This window comes from Shinella sp. GW821-FHT10F02 (genome assembly GCF_058809275.1).
The window spans coordinates 533000-550811 of the sequence record NZ_JBXASL010000001.1 but is presented as its reverse complement, the minus strand read 5'-3'; the positions used below and the strand labels follow the sequence as shown (position 1 = coordinate 550811).

19 protein-coding genes are annotated in these 17812 nt (G+C 64.0%); 11 read left to right on the top strand and 8 right to left on the bottom strand.

Annotated features, from left to right (window positions below; all coding sequences use genetic code 11):
- The first annotated feature begins 17 nt into the window (after window positions 1–17).
- Genes AC1RWL_RS02550 through AC1RWL_RS02540 form a run of 3 tightly spaced genes read left to right on the top strand, consistent with a single transcriptional unit; the run spans window position 18 to window position 2290 of the window.
- Complete coding sequence (locus tag AC1RWL_RS02550; RefSeq protein WP_493093401.1) at window positions 18–758, top strand: ABC transporter ATP-binding protein; 741 nt, start codon at window positions 18–20, stop codon at window positions 756–758.
- On the top strand, window positions 755–1606 hold the full coding sequence (locus AC1RWL_RS02545) for an ABC transporter permease (RefSeq protein ID WP_492647740.1): 852 nt from the start codon (window positions 755–757) through the stop codon (window positions 1604–1606). Before AC1RWL_RS02550 ends, AC1RWL_RS02545 begins: the two co-directional genes overlap by 4 nt.
- Window positions 1607–1609: 3 nt before the next feature.
- The gene (locus AC1RWL_RS02540; protein ID WP_256115141.1) at window positions 1610–2290 is read left to right on the top strand and encodes a GntR family transcriptional regulator; all 681 of its coding nucleotides are present in this window, start codon (window positions 1610–1612) and stop codon (window positions 2288–2290) included.
- A gap of 24 nt (window positions 2291–2314) precedes the next feature.
- On the opposite strand, the gene AC1RWL_RS02535 is transcribed toward AC1RWL_RS02540, so the two are convergent.
- Window positions 2315–3214 carry a LysR family transcriptional regulator gene (locus AC1RWL_RS02535; protein WP_493093402.1) on the bottom strand — a complete coding sequence of 300 codons (900 nt, stop codon included), beginning with the start codon at window positions 3212–3214 and terminating at the stop codon, window positions 2315–2317.
- Window positions 3215–3360: 146 nt separating this feature from the next.
- Between AC1RWL_RS02535 and AC1RWL_RS02530 the strand changes: the two genes are divergently transcribed.
- Window positions 3361–4134: an SDR family oxidoreductase gene (locus tag AC1RWL_RS02530; RefSeq protein WP_493093403.1), complete on the top strand. Its 774-nt coding sequence runs from the start codon at window positions 3361–3363 to the stop codon at window positions 4132–4134.
- 21 nt (window positions 4135–4155) lie between these two features.
- Here AC1RWL_RS02530 and AC1RWL_RS02525 read toward each other — a convergent pair whose 3' ends face one another.
- From AC1RWL_RS02525 to AC1RWL_RS02510, 4 genes are read right to left on the bottom strand one after another with little or no spacing between them, the layout of a single operon-like run.
- Window positions 4156–5118 carry a nucleoside hydrolase gene (locus AC1RWL_RS02525; protein ID WP_493093404.1) on the bottom strand — a complete coding sequence of 321 codons (963 nt, stop codon included), beginning with the start codon at window positions 5116–5118 and terminating at the stop codon, window positions 4156–4158.
- A 30-nt stretch (window positions 5119–5148) separates the two neighbouring features.
- Window positions 5149–6219: an amino acid ABC transporter permease gene (locus AC1RWL_RS02520; protein WP_493093405.1), complete on the bottom strand. Its 1071-nt coding sequence runs from the start codon at window positions 6217–6219 to the stop codon at window positions 5149–5151.
- On the bottom strand, window positions 6216–7415 hold the full coding sequence (locus tag AC1RWL_RS02515; protein WP_493093406.1) for an amino acid ABC transporter permease: 1200 nt from the start codon (window positions 7413–7415) through the stop codon (window positions 6216–6218). The genes AC1RWL_RS02520 and AC1RWL_RS02515 overlap by 4 nt, the downstream gene beginning before the upstream one ends.
- 10 nt (window positions 7416–7425) lie before the next feature.
- Window positions 7426–8448 carry an amino acid ABC transporter substrate-binding protein gene (locus AC1RWL_RS02510; RefSeq protein ID WP_493093407.1) on the bottom strand — a complete coding sequence of 341 codons (1023 nt, stop codon included), beginning with the start codon at window positions 8446–8448 and terminating at the stop codon, window positions 7426–7428.
- Window positions 8449–8595: 147 nt separating this feature from the next.
- On the opposite strand from AC1RWL_RS02510, the gene AC1RWL_RS02505 reads away from it, so the two are divergent.
- The 5 genes from AC1RWL_RS02505 to AC1RWL_RS02485 all read left to right on the top strand — a co-directional run bounded on the left by AC1RWL_RS02505 (window position 8596) and on the right by AC1RWL_RS02485 (window position 12579).
- The gene (locus AC1RWL_RS02505) at window positions 8596–9510 is read left to right on the top strand and encodes a LysR substrate-binding domain-containing protein (RefSeq protein ID WP_493093408.1); all 915 of its coding nucleotides are present in this window, start codon (window positions 8596–8598) and stop codon (window positions 9508–9510) included.
- A gap of 183 nt (window positions 9511–9693) precedes the next feature.
- A complete protein-coding gene (locus AC1RWL_RS02500) occupies window positions 9694–10581 on the top strand; it encodes a helix-turn-helix domain-containing protein (RefSeq protein WP_493093409.1) in 888 nt (295 codons plus the stop codon).
- Window positions 10582–10724: 143 nt separating this feature from the next.
- Window positions 10725–11126 (top strand): GlcG/HbpS family heme-binding protein, encoded by a 402-nt coding sequence (locus AC1RWL_RS02495; RefSeq protein WP_493093410.1) that lies wholly within the window; start codon window positions 10725–10727, stop codon window positions 11124–11126.
- Window positions 11127–11175: 49 nt separating this feature from the next.
- Complete coding sequence (locus tag AC1RWL_RS02490) at window positions 11176–11979, top strand: SDR family oxidoreductase (RefSeq protein ID WP_493093411.1); 804 nt, start codon at window positions 11176–11178, stop codon at window positions 11977–11979.
- Window positions 11980–12030: 51 nt separating this feature from the next.
- Window positions 12031–12579 carry a nuclear transport factor 2 family protein gene (locus tag AC1RWL_RS02485; RefSeq protein ID WP_493093412.1) on the top strand — a complete coding sequence of 183 codons (549 nt, stop codon included), beginning with the start codon at window positions 12031–12033 and terminating at the stop codon, window positions 12577–12579.
- Here the strand turns inward: AC1RWL_RS02485 and AC1RWL_RS02480 are convergent.
- Window positions 12471–12749 carry a helix-turn-helix domain-containing protein gene (locus tag AC1RWL_RS02480; protein WP_493093413.1) on the bottom strand — a complete coding sequence of 93 codons (279 nt, stop codon included), beginning with the start codon at window positions 12747–12749 and terminating at the stop codon, window positions 12471–12473. The genes AC1RWL_RS02485 and AC1RWL_RS02480 overlap by 109 nt on opposite strands.
- 104 nt (window positions 12750–12853) lie before the next feature.
- On the opposite strand from AC1RWL_RS02480, the gene AC1RWL_RS02475 reads away from it, so the two are divergent.
- Window positions 12854–13354: a nucleoside deaminase gene (locus AC1RWL_RS02475; RefSeq protein WP_493093414.1), complete on the top strand. Its 501-nt coding sequence runs from the start codon at window positions 12854–12856 to the stop codon at window positions 13352–13354.
- A gap of 33 nt (window positions 13355–13387) precedes the next feature.
- Here the strand turns inward: AC1RWL_RS02475 and AC1RWL_RS02470 are convergent, their stop codons facing one another.
- Together AC1RWL_RS02470 and AC1RWL_RS02465 are read right to left on the bottom strand one after the other, a co-directional pair.
- Window positions 13388–14845, bottom strand: coding sequence for an FAD/NAD(P)-binding protein (locus AC1RWL_RS02470; protein WP_493093415.1), 1458 nt, complete (start codon window positions 14843–14845; stop codon window positions 13388–13390).
- Window positions 14846–14894: 49 nt separating this feature from the next.
- A complete protein-coding gene (locus AC1RWL_RS02465; RefSeq protein ID WP_435264456.1) occupies window positions 14895–16310 on the bottom strand; it encodes an LLM class flavin-dependent oxidoreductase in 1416 nt (471 codons plus the stop codon).
- A 195-nt stretch (window positions 16311–16505) separates the two neighbouring features.
- On the opposite strand from AC1RWL_RS02465, the gene AC1RWL_RS02460 reads away from it, so the two are divergent.
- Complete coding sequence (locus tag AC1RWL_RS02460; protein ID WP_493093416.1) at window positions 16506–17717, top strand: acyl-CoA dehydrogenase family protein; 1212 nt, start codon at window positions 16506–16508, stop codon at window positions 17715–17717.
- Window positions 17718–17812: the final 95 nt, after the last annotated feature.

Below are 17812 nucleotides of genomic sequence, written 5' to 3'. Positions count from 1 at the left end.
TGTTTCAGGTACGCAGGGTGACGAAGTCCTATTCCGGACGCAATTTCGTCGCCCTCGAAAATATCGATCTCGACCTGCCCCGCGGCAGCTTCGCCTCGATCATCGGCTCCAGCGGCTGCGGCAAGTCCACGCTGCTGAAAATCATGGCGGGCCTCACCCCGCCGACGTCGGGCAGCGTCATGCTCGCCGGAAAGCCGGTCATGGGGCCGCGCGTCGAGACCGGCATGATGTTCCAGCAGGCGACGCTGTTTCCCTGGCTCACAGCAATCGAAAACGTGCTGCTGCCCATCGGTATCAAATCGGGAAAGGCGGCGGCCGAGCAAGCGCGCCAGCGCGCGCTGGAATTGCTATCGCTGGTCGGCCTCAGTGGTTTCGACAATGCCTATCCAAGCGAACTGTCGGGCGGCATGGCGCAGCGCACCGCCATGTGCCGCATGCTGATCACCGATCCGGAAATGCTACTCCTCGACGAACCGTTCTCCGCGCTGGACGAACTGACGCGCGATTTCATGAACATGGAGTTGCAACGCATCTGCATGTCGCGCCAGGCGACGGCGCTGCTCGTCACCCATTCCATCTCCGAGGCCGTCATTCTCTCCGATACGGTCTATGTCATGGCGGCGCGCCCCGGCCGCATCGTCAAGCGGCTGGAAATCGACTTGCCGCGCCCGCGCACGCTCGACATGATGACCCAGCCGGAATTCGGCGCCTACGTCAGCGAGATCCGCAGCCATCTCGACAAGGGGGCCTTCCTTTGACCATAGCGACCGACCGGCAGCACGAGTTTCCCGAGACCGTCTGGACCCAGCGCGTCTCCTTCATCAACCGCCTGCCGCAGCCCGTGGCGATCACGCTTCTCGTGCTTGCCATCCTCGCGATCTGGCAGCTCGTCGCCATGAGCGGCACGGTTTCACCGATCATCCTGCCCTCGCCCGCGCGCACCGCGCAGGACATCGTCGAGGTCGGCGCGAGCCTGTTTACCGGCGGTTATGTGTTCAGCGCCTTTCTCATCACGCTCCAGGAAGTGGTCATCTCCTTCCTGATGGCAACGGCGATCGGCGCTACCTTGGGCATGATCGTCGGCGGCACGGCCTTTGGCGAGCGCGCCCTGATGCCGGTCATCGTCGCCATCGACACCATGCCGAAAGTCGCCTTCGCACCCCTGTTCCTGAGCTGGCTCGGCTTCGGCATCGCCTCCAAGGTCGCGCTTGCCACCTTCATCGCCTTGTTTCCGATCATCGTGGGTGCTGCGGCTGGCCTGCATGCGGCGGACGAGAATGCGCGCATGCTTTTCCGCAGCATCGGCGCGACGCCCTGGCAGACCCTGGTGCGGCTCCGCATCCCGATGGGCCTGCCGCATTTCTTCACAGGCCTGAAAATCGCGGCCATCGGTGTCGTCGGCGGGGCCATAACCGGAGAACTGGTCGGCGGCGGACAGGGTTTCGGCGCGTTGATCCGCGTCGCGGCCTCCCAGCTCGACACACCTCGCGTCTTTTCGCTGATCTGCTATCTCAGTGTCATGGGCCTGATGACGTTCGGGCTGGTGGCCTGGGTGCAACGACGCTTTGTTTTCTGGCATCGTAGCAGTTCAATCGGTAATGGCTGAGGCATGACAAAAGTAAACGAAAAATCGGAAAAGGCGACGACGGCAACGCTGGCCTACGAACAGATGCGCAGCGACATCCTGCGCGGCAACCTGCGGCCGGGGCAGAAGCTGGCGATCGACGTCGTGGCACAGCGGTACGGCGTCGGCACCAATCCGGTGCGCGAGGCGCTCAACCGCCTCTCGTCCGAGCGGCTGGTCGATCGCCATGACCAGCGCGGCTTCTCCGTGCCGGAAATCAGCCTGGAAAACTGGCGGGAACTGGTGGGGACGCGCTGCATGCTCGAGCCCCTGGCGCTGGAGCAATCCATTCTGCGCCGCACCACGGAATGGGAAGAGCAGGTCGTGCTCGCCCTGCACCGGTTGTCGCGCACGCCATGGACGCAGGAAGACCCTGACATGGAGCGCCGCAAGCAATTCGAAGGCTTTCACCGCGACTTTCACCTCACGCTGATCGCCAATTGCGGCTCGTCGTGGCTCGTGCAGTTCTGCGAGGTGCTGATGGACCACGCGCAGCGCTACATCTTCATATCCGCGAGTGCCGCCTATCCCCGCCGCGGCGGCCAGGACGAGCACAAGCGCATCGCCGACGCCGCCCTCGACGGAAATGTCGCGGAAGCCAAGCAATTGCTCGTCGCGCACTACATGCGGACGCTCGAATACATCGAATCCGAAATCGCCAACTGACCTTTGGACGACATCGCGGCAGGACTACAGAAGCGCGCGCTTCATCAGGGCATCCAGCCAGTCCGCGAAAACCTGAAGCCGGCGGGAGAGATGCTGGCGATGCGGGTAGAGCAATGTCATCGGCATCGCCGCCGCCCGGTGGTCCGGCATCACCTCGACAAGCTCGCCTGCGTCGAGGTGGCTTCTTACATCATAGGCCGGGATCTGGATGAGGCCGAGGCCGGCAAGGCAACAGGCGATGTAGGCTTCGGCGCTGTTGACCGTGGCGCGCGCCCGCATCGGCACCATCCGCACCTCGCCGCCCTCGATCCACTCCCAATCCTCGACGCGCCCGGTCGAGGGCGATGCATAATTGACGGCGAGATGGCCGCCGAGATCGTCGGGCGCGCCGGGCGTACCGTAGGTGGCCAGATAGGCGGGGCTGGCGACGTTGATCAAGGCAAGGTCGCCGATCTTGCGCGCGACAAGGCCTGAATCGCTGAGCGGCCCGACACGCAGGACGCAGTCGACACTCTCTTCGACAAGGTTGACCGTGCGATCGGTGATGCGCAGCTCGATGTCGAGTTGCGGATAGCGTGCGAGAAACTCTGGAAGCGCTGGCGCGAGGATGAGGCGGCCGATCCGGCCCGGCACGTCGATGCGCAGCTTTCCGGAAAGGCCGACCGCCGTCTGGCGGAACAGGCCCTCCGTCTCCTCCACGTCGGCGATCAGGCGAAGGCAGCGCTCGTAGAACGCGGCGCCGTCCTGTGTCGGCGAGACTTTTCGCGTGGTGCGATGAAGCAGCCGCGCGCCGACGCGTGTTTCAAGATCGATGACCGCGGCCGATACCGAGGAACGCGGAAGGCCCAACGTATCGGCCGCGCGGGTAAAACTCGCGCATTCGACGACGCGGCAAAAGGTGCGGAAGAGATCGATACGGTCCAAGCGCGGGAGCCTGTTTGATTGTGCGCGATTCCTGACAGGTGATGTCAGAATATGGAACTTTATAAGCACAGCGTAGACGATATGGTGCGTCTTAGGAAGTGGCCGCGCTCGCGGCCGCTCGGGTAGTGCCAAGGAGATCCACCACCATGACCGACCACAGCATCAAGGGAAAAACCGTTCTCATCGCCGGCGGCGCGAAGAATCTTGGCGGGCTGATTGCGCGCGATCTCGCGGCACACGGCGCGAAGGCCGTCGCCGTCCACTACAATACCAGCGCCACGAAGCCCGCTGCCGATGAGACGGTGGCCGCAATCAAGGCGGCAGGCGCGCAAGCCTTCGCCTTCCAGGGCGACCTCACCGCCGCCGGCGCCGTCGAGACGCTGTTTGCCGACGCGAAGGCCGCGATGGGCAGCATCGACATTGCCATCAACACAGTGGGCAAGGTGCTGAAGAAGCCGATCGTCGAGATCTCCGAAGCCGAATATGACGAGATGACGGGCGTGAACTCGAAGAGCGCCTTCTTCTTCCTCAAGGAGGCCGGTAAACATGTCAGCGACAACGGCAAGGTCTGCACCCTGGTCACCTCGTTGCTGGGCGCCTTCACCCCCTTCTACGCCGCCTATGCCGGCACCAAGGCGCCGGTGGAGCATTTCACCCGGGCGGCTTCGAAGGAATTCGGCGAGCGCGGCATCTCGGTGACGGCGATCGGCCCCGGCCCCATGGACACGCCCTTCTTCTATCCCGCCGAGGGCGCCGATGCGGTCGCCTATCACAAGACCGCGGCAGCCCTTTCCGGCTTCTCCAAGACGGGGCTGACCGACATCGAGGACATCGTGCCCTTCATCCGCTTCCTCGTCACGGACGGCTGGTGGATGACCGGCCAGACCATCCTCGTCAACGGCGGCTACACGACGAAGTAAGACGCCATGCGGCCGGGGGCACTATCCCCCGGCCGCTATGGTCATCCGGCGTGACCAGCGACGGCCGTCGCCCATCCGGTCGACCAGAATCGACAGCAGTTTCTCGGCATCGCAATCCGTGACGACGAGGCAATTCGGCGGGCGGCCATCGCGATGGCGCTCGCTCACGGCTGCGACCGTCGCGCCACGCGCCTCCGGCGGATTGGCGAGCACCCGGACATGAGCCTCCACGCCGGAAAACAGGTCCGGCGCGATGTAATAGAGGATCGCACAGGGATCATGCAGGCACGGGTCGTTGCTGCCATAGGCCCGCAGCATCGCGCCGATCGCCACTGCAGCCGCCGTTCCCGCCTGTTCCAGCGCGGCGATATGCGCCTCCCCGATCCGCACCTTCTGCGTGACATCCAGCCCCAGCATGACGAGGGGAATGCCGGACGACATCACGATCTCCGCCGCCTCTGGATCGACGAGGATATTGAACTCGGCGAGCGGACCGGAATTGCCGGGGCAAAAGGCCGCCCCGCCCATGAACACGACGGAACGGATCAAGGGTGCGATATGCGGCGCCTTGACGATGGCGAGCGCAATGTTCGTCATCGGGCCGATGACGCAAAGGCTGACCTCGCCGGGCGCCGCCAGCACCTGGCGAATGATGAAATCCACCGCATGCTCCTCGACCAGAACACCCGGCTTGCCCGGCAGGTCGAGGTCGCACAGGCCATCCGTTCCATGCACCGAGGGCCATTTGCGCTGGTAAGGCCCCATCAGCGGCCGGGTGCAACCGGCATAGACCGGGACATCGCTGCGGTCGGCCAGCGCGCATATCCTGAGCGCGTTGTTCGCCGTGAACGACAGGTCCTTGTTGCCCGTGACGCAGGTGATGCCGAGCAGCTCGATTTCCGGGCAGGCGAGAGCGAGCAGTATGGCGATCGCATCATCCACGCCGGGGTCGCAATCGAGAATTATGCGGTGTCGTGCCTGCACGGAGGCTTCCTTTCAAAATGGGCGGATGGGTCAGTGCTTCTGGCGCGCGGAAAGGTCGGCCTCGACCCGACGGGAATAGCGCGAAACCGAAAAGCAGATGGCGAAGTAGATGAGGGCGACAAAGACGTAGGCCTCGCGATAGAAACCCAGCCATTCCGGATCGGACAGCGAGCGTTTCGACGCGCCGAGCAGATCCACGAGGCCGATGATGGCGACAAGGGAGGAATCCTTGATAAGGCCGATCAGCGTGTTGGTGAGCGGCGGAACGGAGATGCGTAGCACCTGCGGCAGCACGACGAGCCGCATGCCGGCCCAATAGCCGAGGCCCAGCGCATGAACCGCCTCGAACTGTCCCTTGGGAACGGCCAGCAATCCGCCCCGGATGACCTCCGCAAAATAGGCGGCAACGAAAAGCGTCATGCCGACAAGGGCGCGAAGCACGGCATCGATTTCCACACCCGCCGGCATGAACAGGGGCAGCATGACCGACGCCATGAAGAGAACCGTGATGAGCGGCACGCCGCGCACGAACTCGATATAGCCGACGCAAACGGAGCGGATGAGCGGCATGTCCGATGTGCGGCCGAGGGCGAGCAGGATGCCAAGCGGGAAGGCAAATGCCGAGCCGACCACGGCGAGCAGCAAGGTCAGCGGCAGGCCGCCCCATTGCGCCGTGGGCACCGCCGCCATTCCGGCAAACCCGCCGGCCATGACGGCGAGCACCGCCGCGATGACAGCCGGCCAGATCACCAGCAGCCAGGGCGTCCAGCATCGCTTGTTGGCGCTGACCAGCACGAGACCGACAAGCAGCAGCACCGCGAGCAAGGGACGCCACTGCTCGCCATAGGGATAGAGGCCGAACAGGATGAAACGGGCCTTTTCCCGGATGAAAGCCCAGCAGGCGCCTGCCGCCACGCGGCATGCATCGGCAGAGGGACTGCTCCAGACGGCATCGAACACAAGCCAGTTTGCGAGTGGAGGCACGGCCTTGAAGGCGACGAACAGGAGCGCCAGCGTGATCAGCGCATTGTACCAGGTGCTGAACAGGGAGCGCAGGAAGTCGGCACTGCGACGGCGTGATGGACGGAGCATCTCGGTCATCGCGTCACCAGCGCCATGCGATGGTTGTACCAGTTCATGAAGCCGGAAATGGCGAGGCTGATCGTGAGATAGACGATCATGAAGATCGAGACCACCTCGATCGCCTGGCCGGTCTGGTTCATCGTGACGTTGCCGACCGCAACGAGATCTGGATAGGCGATCGCGACGCCAAGCGAGCTGTTCTTCGTCATGTTGAGATATTGGCTGGTGATCGGCGGGATGATCATCCGGATCGCCTGCGGCAGGATGATCAGGCGCATGACGAGGCCGGGGCGCAGCCCGAGCGAACGACCGGCCTCCGATTGCCCCACGCTGACGGCCTCGATGCCGCCGCGCACCGTCTCGGCGATGAAGGTGGCGCTATAGGCCGTCAGGCCGAACAGCAAGGCGGCGAATTCCGGCGACAAACGCACGCCGCCGACAAAATTGAAACCTTGCAGGTGCGGCATGTCCAGCGCTGCCGGCGCCCCGCCGAAATACCAGCCCGCAAGGACCGGAACGACCAGAACAAAGAGGACCGCCGGCGCGATCACGGTACGCCGGCCGGTTCTCTCCTGACGGCGGGCGGCAAGCCGGTTCAGCAGCACGGCAAAGGCAATGCCGAAGGCAAGGCAAATCCCTGCATAGCCAAAGGCGGCATGCGGTTCCAGAATCGGCAGAACGACGCCCCGATTGCTAAGATACACACCTTCGAACGGATTGAGCGCCGCCCGCGGCACCGGCAATGTGACGGTCAGCAGCCCATACCAGAAGGACAGTTGCAACAGCAGCGGAATATTGCGCAGCCCCTCCACATAGGCGCCGGCAACACCCGCCAGCAGCCTGTTGCTGGAAAGCCGGGCAATGCCGACGGCGGTGCCGATCACCGTTGCCAGCACGATCGCCAGCAGCGACACTTTCAACGTGTTGAGAAAGCCCACGAGCAGCGCCCGGCCATAGCTGGTCGCCGCGGAATAGGCGATCACGCTTTCGCTGATTTCGAACCGTGCCTCGCCGGTGAGGAAGCCATATCCCGTCGCGATGCCCTGGCGGGCGAGGTTGCCCGCCGCGATCGCGACCAAGAGGCCGATAAACGACACGAGGGAGAGGGTGACGGCGAGCTGGAAAACCCAGCGCCGCACCGTCCGGTCCCGCAGGAGGGCTGCGAGGCTCTCGAAGAGCCCCGCCGCCGGTTTGTTTTCCGCTGGATGGGACATGGACCGCCGATCAGCGCGCCGGCGGCGCGTAGATCAGGCCGCCCTTATTCCACAAAGCGTTCGTACCACGCTGCAATCCAAGCGGCGTCTTGGCACCGACATTGCGTTCGAAGATCTCGCCGTAATTGCCGACGGCCTTGATGGCGTTGAGCGCCCAGGCCTCGTCAAGGCCGAGCGCCTTGCCGTTACCCGGCGATACGCCGAGAAGCGCCTGCACCGTCGGATCGGCGCTCGACTTCATTTCGTCCGCATTGGCCTGGGTAATGCCCTTTTCCTCCGCCTCGATCAGCGCGAAGCCGACCCAGCGGACGATATCGCCGAACTGCTGGTCGCCATGACGCATCGCTGCGGCAAGCGGCTCCTTGGAGATCAATTCCGGAAGAATGACGTAATCGTCCTTATTCTGGGCAAGCGACGAGCGCCATGCCGCAAGCCCCGACGTGTCGCCGGTATAGACATCGCAGCGACCGCTGTTGAAGAACGCATTGTTCAGTTCGTTGACGTCTTCGATCGCCAGTGGGCTGAACGGCTTGCCGATGGAGCGGAAGAAATCCGCGACGTTGAGTTCGTTGGTGGTGCCCGTCTGCATGCAGATCGTCGCGCCGTCGAGTTCCCTGGCCGAGGTGATGTTCAGCTTGGCTGGAACCATAAAGCCCTGGCCGTCATAGAACAGCACGGCGCCGAAATCCAAACCGAGCGCGGTATCGCGCGTCAGCGTGTATGTGGTCACGCGCGACAGGATGTCGACCTCGCCGGATTGCAGCGCGGTGAAGCGGTTCTGTGCGGTCAGGGGCTTGAACGTCACCTTGGTCGCATCGCCCAGGATCGCGGCCGACAGCGCGTGGCAGAAGTCGACGTCCATGCCCGCCCATGTGCCGGTGCTGTCGGGCGCCGAGAACCCGGCTATGCCCTCGCTGACACCGCAGACGAGCGATCCGCGCGCCTTGACCTTGTCGAGTGTTTCCCCCGCCAGCGCAGCGGAAAAAACCGCCGTCGAAGCCAATAGTGTTGCCAGAAGTACTTTCATCATCATCCCCTCTTTTGCTTTTTCCCGATGCGCGGCTACCCAGCACCGCTTTTCGTATTTCATTAGAAATCGTAACCATTGGTCCGGTCAATCAACCAAGCTCTGCTTTTCTCTTTAGTTTTTCTAATCTAAATAGAATGGAGGAGCACCGTTATGTCCGTTCGTCTACCCACATTGCGCGCCTTGCAGGCCTTCGAGGCAATCGGCCGTTTTGGCAGCGTCGCCGCCGCCGCCCGCGATCTCGGCATATCGTCAGGAGCCGTCAGCCAGCATATCGGCCGGCTCGAAGAGGAAGTGGGCGTCGCCCTGTTCGAAAGGAAAGGCCGCAGCCTGGTCCTCACCTCATGGGGGCAGATCTATCTGGAAAGAATACGCGTCGGTTTCGATCATTTGCGCGCCGCCAGCACCGTCCTGCAAAGGGCGCGCCTGAAATCGGGCATCGTGGTGAGCGCCCCGCCGTCGTTGACGATACGATGGCTTGGTCCTCTTCTCGCAGAGTGGCAGACCATTTCTCCGGGCTTGAGCGTGCGGCTGATCGGCGAGGACGACGAGCCGGTCTTCGAGGAAGAGCAGGTGGATTTCCGCATTTCCTATGGCAGCGCGCGCCATCGCTATGCCCATTTTTCCGAACTGTTCGTCGACAAGGTCGCGCCGCTGTGCTCGCCCGCGTTTCTCGAAAAACACCCCGTGACCACGCCCGCCGACATCTTCAAAGGTCCCCTGATCGGCATCGAATGGGAGAACCCCTACCAGTCCCCGCCCACCTGGTCCGACTGGGCCGCCCAAGCCGGCCTTGCCCGGCGCGAACCGCAATGCGACCTGTCCTTCTCGCTGTCCAGCGCGGCGATCGACGCCGCGGTCAACGACGCGGGCTTCGTGCTCGGCCAAACCTCCATGATCGCCAACGACCTCGCACAGGGAAAACTCGTCGTCGCCTGCAACTGCTGGATCGCCCTTTCCGAGCCCTACGCGCTCGCCTGGAACAGGGCGGCGCTCGATCGCCCGTTCGGCCGGGAATTCAGGGACTTCATCATCCGCTCAGGACGCCGCCTCGGGAACACCGCTTAGGTTTGCCGAGCGGCCCTATGGCAATCACTTGCACTCGCCAGAATTCTCGTCAAAATCCTCACCGCAATGCGCAGGCTCCCGACGGGAAACATGGATCCGTTGACGGCAGCGTGAGGGCGGCAATCGACCGCCGATACCGGACATTTCAAATTTTCGACCCTATCTTCACCGCGAGGATGCGACATGACTTTCATGGCATCGCAAGGAGACAGAAAATATCGGACCAGCGAGCGCGTGGGCGAGCTGGTCGAATGTTCATCGCTGCAAGTCGAGCTCCGGCGTTTCGATCCTGGGTGGCAGATCGACCTCACGCTCGAATGCACGGAAGTCGCCGTCCTGCTCTCGGGCCAGTCGAAGATCCGGTGGGCCGGTGACGGCCACAAACATGAGGCTATCGCCCGCCCGGGCGTCGCATGGATATGTCCCGCGGGTGTCCATGAGAGCGGCGTGGAAATAATCGGCACCATGCCGGAGTCCCTGCACATCTTCCTACCACCGTCGCTCGTGGGCGAAAGCGCGCTTGCAAACTTCGACATGGACCCGGCCAGGGTGCAGCTCGCCTATGCGGGCGGCGTGCCCGATCCCATGGTCCTGCAGATCGGCCAGCTCTTTCGCAGCTTGCTGAATCGAAATCTGGAGCCGACGGATCAGTTGTTCCTCGACGGGATCCAGCTTGCGCTGGCAGCGCACTTGCTCGGCACCTATTCGTCCGCGCGCTGGCAACCCGCCGAGCGGGCGCTGAGCATCGGTCCGAAAAGGTTGCAGCGCGTTCTCGATTTCATCGAGGCCCGCATCGCGGCGGTGATCTCGCTGGACGATCTTGCCGCCGAGGCCTGCCTCAGCCCCTTTCACTTCGCCCGCCGGTTTCGACAGGCCATCGGCCTCACCCCGCACCGCTATGTCACCGAGCGTCGGATCGAGGCCGCCAAGCAGAAGCTGCGGCTCGGGCAGTCCTCGCTCGTGGAGATCGCGCTCGACACGGGCTTCGGTTCACAGGCGAATTTCACCCGCGTCTTCCGCAAGACGACCGGCCTGACACCCGGCCAGTACCGCGCGGTCGTCAAGGGCTGACGCTGTCCGCCTGGCCGACGCTAGAGCGCAAGATCTGCACATAGCGTAGCAAGAGCTGAGAATACCCAAACGCCACTTCCGGCCTACACCTGTCTCATCGAACGGGCGCACAAATCCCCGTCCGAAACGGAGGAGGCAGGGAGATGATTACCCTTGACGACGCCCGCAGGATCATTGCCGCCGGTGAGGCGCGGGCACGAGAAATCGGCGTTCCGGCCAATATCGCAGTCCTCGATGCCGGCGCCCACCTTAAGGCCTTCGGCCGCATGGACGGCGCCTTGCTCGGCTCCATAGACATCGCCACCAACAAGGCCCGGACGGCCGCGCTGTTTTCCATGCGCACTGAAGCGATCGGCGAATTCTGCATGCCTGGCGGCACCTCGTTCGGCCTGGAGCAGAGCAATGGCGGCCTCGTCGTCTTCGCCGGCGGCATTCCCCTCTTCGATGAAAGCAACGTCCTGATCGGCGCCGTCGGCGTCTCCGGCGGCGCCGTCGCCCAGGATCTCGACATAGCCGAGGCAGCGGCAGCCGCTCTGCGCCCGTAGGCGGGCCACGGCAATTCGACCCCACCCAGATCGACGAAAGGATCATCTCATGAGCAAGACCATTCTGATCACGGGCGCCGGCTCCGGCTTCGGCAAGGCCGCCGCCATCGGCATGGCCAGGAACGGCCACAACATCATCGCGACGACGCAGGCTTCATCGCAGGTCACGCCGCTGCGCGAGGAGGCCGCAACACTCGGACTGAAGAACATCCGCGTCGAGCGCCTCGACCTCACCGACCCTTATGACATCCGGCAGGCACAAGGCTTTGACTTCGACATCCTCTGGAACAATGCCGGCATGGGCGAGGCCGGCCCGGTCTGGGAAATTCCGGTCGAGCTCGTTCGCAAGAACTATGAGATCAACGTCTTCCTGCCGCTCGCCCTCACCCAAGGTGTCGTCCAGAAGTGGGTGCGGGAGGGCAGGAAGGGCAAGGTGGTCTTTACCTCCTCGATGGGCGGCCTCTTCACCCCGGCCAACTGGGGCACCTACGTCTCTACCAAACACGCACTGGAAGCGATTGCCGAAGCGCTACAGCAGGAGCTGTCGGCCTATGGCATCAAGATCCAGACGATCAACCCGGGCGCCTATTACACCGGCTACAACGAAACCATGGCCGACAATCCGTTCCGCTGGCTGGACGACAGCCGGAACTTCACCAAGCGCGCCGACCTGCGCAAGGGTTTCGACGATTTCTTCTCCACCCCCGAAGGCAAGATGGACCCGCAGGAAATGATCGACCGCATGATCGAGATCGTGCCTTCCGACACCGGCAAGTTCCGCAACGTCGTTCCGAAGGTGATCGAGGACATGCTGAAGGACCATCAGCTCAAGGCCTGGGAAAACCAGATCTGATCGGCACCGCAAACGGCTGCCGCGCCACCACCGTGAACCTTGGAGGAAGCCATGTCCATTACCGCAAGCCCGGCGGCTCCCGGCCTGAATTCCTACGCCCGCCGCATCTTCAATGTGGCCCTCGGCGTTGCCGCCACCATCCTGTCCCTGATCGGGCTTGAAGCCCGCGCCTCGGCACAGACGCTGACCGAAACCGAACGCCGCAACAAGGCGGCGGTCGAGGCCGGCTTCGAGGCGTGGGCGACCGGCACGGGCAGCCCCTATGACCTCCTCGCCGACGACGCCCGCTGGACGATCGAGGGCTATTCGCTGGCATCGAAAACCTATCCGAGCCGCGAGGCGTTCCTGAGCGAGGTGATCCGCCCGTTCAATGCCCGCATGAAGTCACCGCTGAAGCCCGCGATCCGTAACGTCTATGCCGACGGCGACACCGTGATCGTCTTCTTCGACGCCCGCGGCATCGCCCGTGACGGGAAGCCCTATGTCAACACCTATGCCTGGTTCCTCGACATGCGCGACAACCGCATCGTCCGCGCCTCCGCCTTCTTCGATTCGGTCGCGTTCAACGATTTCTGGACCCGCGTGATCCCGTCCGAATAGGCCAACTGGACACAATGGGCATCCTGCGCGATCGCAGCGCTCGGGATGCCCATTGTCTGCTCCGTCAGTTGCACGCCCAGCGGCCTGCGCACGAACAAGCCTGCGCCAAAAGTCTGTTCGAGGATCTGCATCCGGCGACTGAGGACGGAGGCGGACACAGCCGCCTCCATGCGCAGTTTCTTCGCACACTATGCGCAATTCATTCCAATTGGCGCGAGGCCCCATCTCGGGCACTCTGATTGCTGAAGTTTCCAGCGTTGAGGAGGAGTGGCCGATGCTCGACGAACAGAACAGGGGACAGGCGACGGAGATCGACCTGCGCAATCTGCGCGAGACGATGAAGATCGCGGAGGAAAGCCGGGCGGCGGGGAATCACCCGTTCGGCGCGCTGCTGGCGGGAGCGGATGGGGCGGTGCTGCTGACCTCCGGCAATACATTCAAGGACGACAAGGGTGTCGGCCATGCGGAGATGAATGTCGCGCGCGACGCCGCCAAGGCCTATACGGCGGAATTTCTTGCCGAATGCACGCTCGTCACCTCGGTCGAACCGTGCTGCATGTGTGCGGGTGGCACCTATTGGGCGGGCATCGGCCGCCTCGTCTACGGCATGACGGAAAAGCGCCTGGCGGAACTGACCGGCGACAACCCGGAAAACCTGACGATGGACATGCCCTGCGAGCGCATTTTCGACGCCGGGCAGCGCAAGGTGGAGGTCATCGGCCCCGTTCCCGCGCTCGAAGGGGAGATTGCGAAGGCGCACGAAGGTTTCTGGTGATCGCCGGAAACCACCAACCTTGCGGCCGTGGCCTCAAACCTCGATAGCTCGTCCCACGGTGAGCACGGGCTCGACGGTATCGAGAACATCGACAAGATCGTCGGCGATGCGCGTTGCGACGAAAACGGCGTGGTCGGTCACCTGGGGCAGGCCCATCAGCTCCCCGAACGTGCCGCGCGCCAGCGGACCGGCGATGAAGAGAGTTTGTGCTGTGCGTCCGTCCGGGCGGATGGCGCGGCTTTGCTCGTCGACGGCGAGGCCGAGGCCGACGCTGTCGAGTTGCAGCACGCCGGCCCGGGCGAGGCCCTCCAGGAACGGCTGGCTCGCAAGGATCGATCGGTGGCCGGGGCCGGTCGTCACGACGACCGCGTCATAGCGCCCTTCGAACGGTTCGCGTCCGTGACGGGGCCGGAATGTCACGGCGATCTCGCCATCCGCTCGCCGTGTGACGCGGGCGATGGAGGCGGCGTGGAGGACGAACGTGCCGGTCGCCTTGCGCCGGTCGATGGCCGCTTCCACCTGCGGTGCGATACGGAAACGGTGCACATCCCAATAGGGGCGCAGGAAGCGCACGATGCGCCGCCTTTCGGCCACGGGCAGCGCCCGCCAGATGTCGCCGCCCTGCCCGCGCAACCGGTCGAACACCGCATGCCAGGTCACGCCCGATGCTTCAGCCTCGGCAAGGGTTTGGCGAACCCGGCGCAACAGGGCACGCGCCGAGCGGGCCGGAAAATCGATGAAGTCGCCGAACGGGTCCTGGGGGCTGAGATTGTGGCCGCGGGAGCGCAGCCCGCGGCGCGACACCGCCGTCACCAGGCCCCGGTGCCCGGCAGCGTCGAGGGTGGCGATCACATCCGCGGCGGTCAGGCCTGTGCCGACGACGAGCACACGATCATCCGGCCGGATCGACGACAGGGCCGCTGGAAGGGTAGCGTCCGGAATGTAGCGGTCGTGCCCGGCGAGCACCTTGTCGAGAGCCGCCGGGGACTGCGGGCTCGGATGGCTCGTCGCCAGCACCAGACGGTCGGCCCAAAGCTCCGATCCGTCATCGGCCGTTATATGCCACCCGCCGCCCTCAGCCTCCGTTACGGCGCGAACGCGGCTGCGGCGATGCTCGATCGCTCCTGCAGCGACGAGCGGCTGAAGCTGGGAGGAAACGTAGCGGCCGAAGGCCGAGCGGCGCGCGAAGACGTGGCCGTCCGCGGTGGTCGCATCCGGATCATCCCGAAGCGCGCCAGTTTCGACAAGCCAGCGCTGGAAATGCTCGTCGTCACCCGGAACGAGCGTCATGCGCGCCGCCGGCACGTTGATGCGGTGGACGGGCTCGTCCGTATCATAGGCGACACCGCCGCCTAGCACGGCCCGCGGCTCGTAGACGACGATCTTTGCGGCCCCGGGGCCAAGCAGGCGGGAGAGATGATAGGCGAGTGCGGCCCCGGTGAAACCACCACCGATAACCGCAACGACAGGTTTGGCTGATCCATTGCTCACGGCTTGAAAACCCGCCTGTGCTTCATCGAACGCCAAGCCTGCCGGCATATCAGGCGCCCACTGTCTTCAGGGCCGGCACCGCTTCGGCCTCGCGGCGCTTCACCGCCTCGATGTCCCGGTAGCCGTCGGCCGGATGTGTCTTCGGCAGATAAGGACCATCGCCGAAAAGCTTTTCGCGCAACGTACCAGGCTTGTATTCGGTCGGGTAGGCGCCCCGCTTCTGCAATTCCGGCACGATATGGGCGACGATATCCTCAAAACTGTCCGGCGTCACGGCATAGGCGATGTTGAAGCCGTCGACATCGGTGTCGGCCACCCATTCCTGCAGGATATCGGAAATGCGCTCCGGCGAGCCGACGAAGACCGGCCCCATGCCGCCGATGCCGCCGAACTGGGCGAGTTCGTCGATTGTCCAGGACTTGTCGCCGCCGGCAATGTGCTCGACGAAGGAATGGATGGCGTTCGTCTCGATCCGCTCCACCACGTCCGTCGGCGCATATTGCCCGAAATCGATGCCGCTCCAACCGGACATGAAGGTAAGCGAGCCATCATAGGAGACGTAGCTCTTGTAGTCCTCGAACTTCTTCTGCGCCTTGTCTTCCGTCTCGTCGGTGATGATGGTGATCAGCGTGTAGATGAAGACCTTCTTCGGATCGCGGCCGGCGGCGGCGATGCGCTGGCGGATATCGGCGACATAGGCCTTCAGCACGGATTTGGTCGGCGCGGCGACGAAGATGCATTCCGCATGGGCGGCGGCAAATGCCTTGCCCGGACCGGAGGCGCCTGCCTGGTAGAGCACGGGCGTGCGCTGCGGCGAGGGTTCCGTCAGGCCGTAACCCGGCACCTCGAAGAACTTGCCCTTATGGGCAATTTCGTGAACCTTTTCCGGATGGGTGAAGATGCGCTTTTCGCCGTCGCGCACCACCGCCCCCTCCTCCCAGGACCCTTCCAGCAGCTTGTAGAGCACCTCGACATATTCGGCGGCCACCTCGTAGCGGTTGTCGTGCCGGCGAAGGCCGCCCTGCCCGACATTCTTCGCGCCGCTTTCCAGATAGGAGGTGACGATGTTCCAGCCGACGCGGCCCTTCGAGTGGTGGTCTGCCGTCGCGAGGCGCCGGGCGAAGGTATAGGGATGTTCGAAAGAGGTGGAGGCGGTGATGCCGATGCCGAGATGCTCGGTGGCAAGCGCGATGGGGGCTGCAAGCTGCATCGGGTCGTTCACCGGCAGCTGCGCCGCCTGGTGGATGGCGTGGTAGTTCGAGCCCTTGTAGACGTCGTAATAGCCGATGACGTCGGCGATGAAGATGCCGTCGAAGACGCCGCGCTCCAGCGTGCGGGCGAGATCCTGCCAATAATCCAGATCCTTGTATTTCCAGGACTTGTCGCGTGGATGCGCCCACAGCCCCGGCGACTGGTGGCCGACACAGTTCATGTCGAAGGCGTTGAAACGGATGGGGCGGGCCATAGGAATCTCCAGCGTCTTGAGGATGCCTAAAGGCATCGAACTTTGGGGGGGGAGGATAACGCCTGCATCGCACAAATACAGAAATTCTATCTTTTATATAGATTAGTTTCGGAAATGACTTTGCTGGCTCCGGGATGGCGCGTCGGGGAAAATGCGGACCGAGCAGCCGAACGGCGCTGGAACAGGAGAGCCGCCATGAACGCCCTACACCTTCTCAAGGACCCCGATCTTCAGGATGACCGCGCGCGGCTTTTCGCCAGGGCGGAGGAGATTTCCGCCGATCTCGCCCGTCGCGGGGCGGAGCTGGACGCGGAAGGCAGGCCGCCGATCGCGGAAATCGAAAGGCTGAAGAAGGACGGGCTACTGAACGCCCTGCACCCGGTGGAGATCGGCGGCGGCGGGCTCGACTGGGTGGACGGGCTTCGGCTGGTGCGCATCCTGGCGCGCGGCGAAAGCTCGATCGGCCAGCTGCTCGGCTACCATTTCGTCAACAGCCAGTACATCTACTGGGCGGCGGACGATCCGGACAAGGCCTGGGACCTCGGTGTCGAGACGGTGGCGAAGACGCTCTATTGGGGTGCCGCCGTCAACCCGCGCGATCCGGGCCTGACGCTGACGCACAACGGTGAGCACTATCTATTGAACGGCCGCAAGACATTCTCGACCGGCGCCCATATTTCCGACCGTCTCAATGCAAATGCGGCTTTCGGCGACCAGATCGCCAATCTCGTGCTGCCGACCGATCGCCCGGGCTATGTGGCAAATGACGACTGGGACAATATCGGCCAGCGGCTCTCCGACAGCGGCAGCGTCGAATTCCGCGATTTCCCGGTCTATGACAGCGATTTCCTGCTGCCGCTCGCGGCCAGGGATGCGGAACCCGCGGTGCAGGCGACCTTCAACACGCCGCTCATCCAGCTCGTCTTCGTCAACTTCTACATCGGCACGGCGGAAGGCGCGCTCGATGCGGCCATCGATTATGTGCGCACGACGACCCGCCCCTGGTTGACCTCCGGCGTCGAGAAGGCAAGCGAGGACCCATATATCCTGGAGCGCATCGGCGAATTCCGCGCGGCGCTGAAGGCCTCCGCGGCGCTCGCCGATGCCGCCGCGACAACCGTCCAATCGGTGCTGGCGCGTGGCCGGACCGTTACCGCCCGGGAGCGCGGCGAAGCGGCGATCGAGGCCTATGCGGCCAAGGTCAACGCTACCCATGTGGCGCTCGACGTCACCGCCCGCGTCTTCGAGCTGACCGGCGCGCGCTCGACGGCCTCGCACTACCGTTTCGACCGCTACTGGCGCAACGTGCGCACCCATACGCTGCACGACCCGGTGTTCTACAAGGCGCGCGAAGTCGGCGATTTCGCCCTTAACGGCCGCGTGCCGGAGCCGAGCCTCTATAGCTGAGGCGATCAGCCGGCAGGAAGGAAAGGCGGCCGGTGGCCGCCTTTTTCATGGGCGCATAAAAAAGGGCCGCAATCCCGACGGATTGCGGCCAGGCG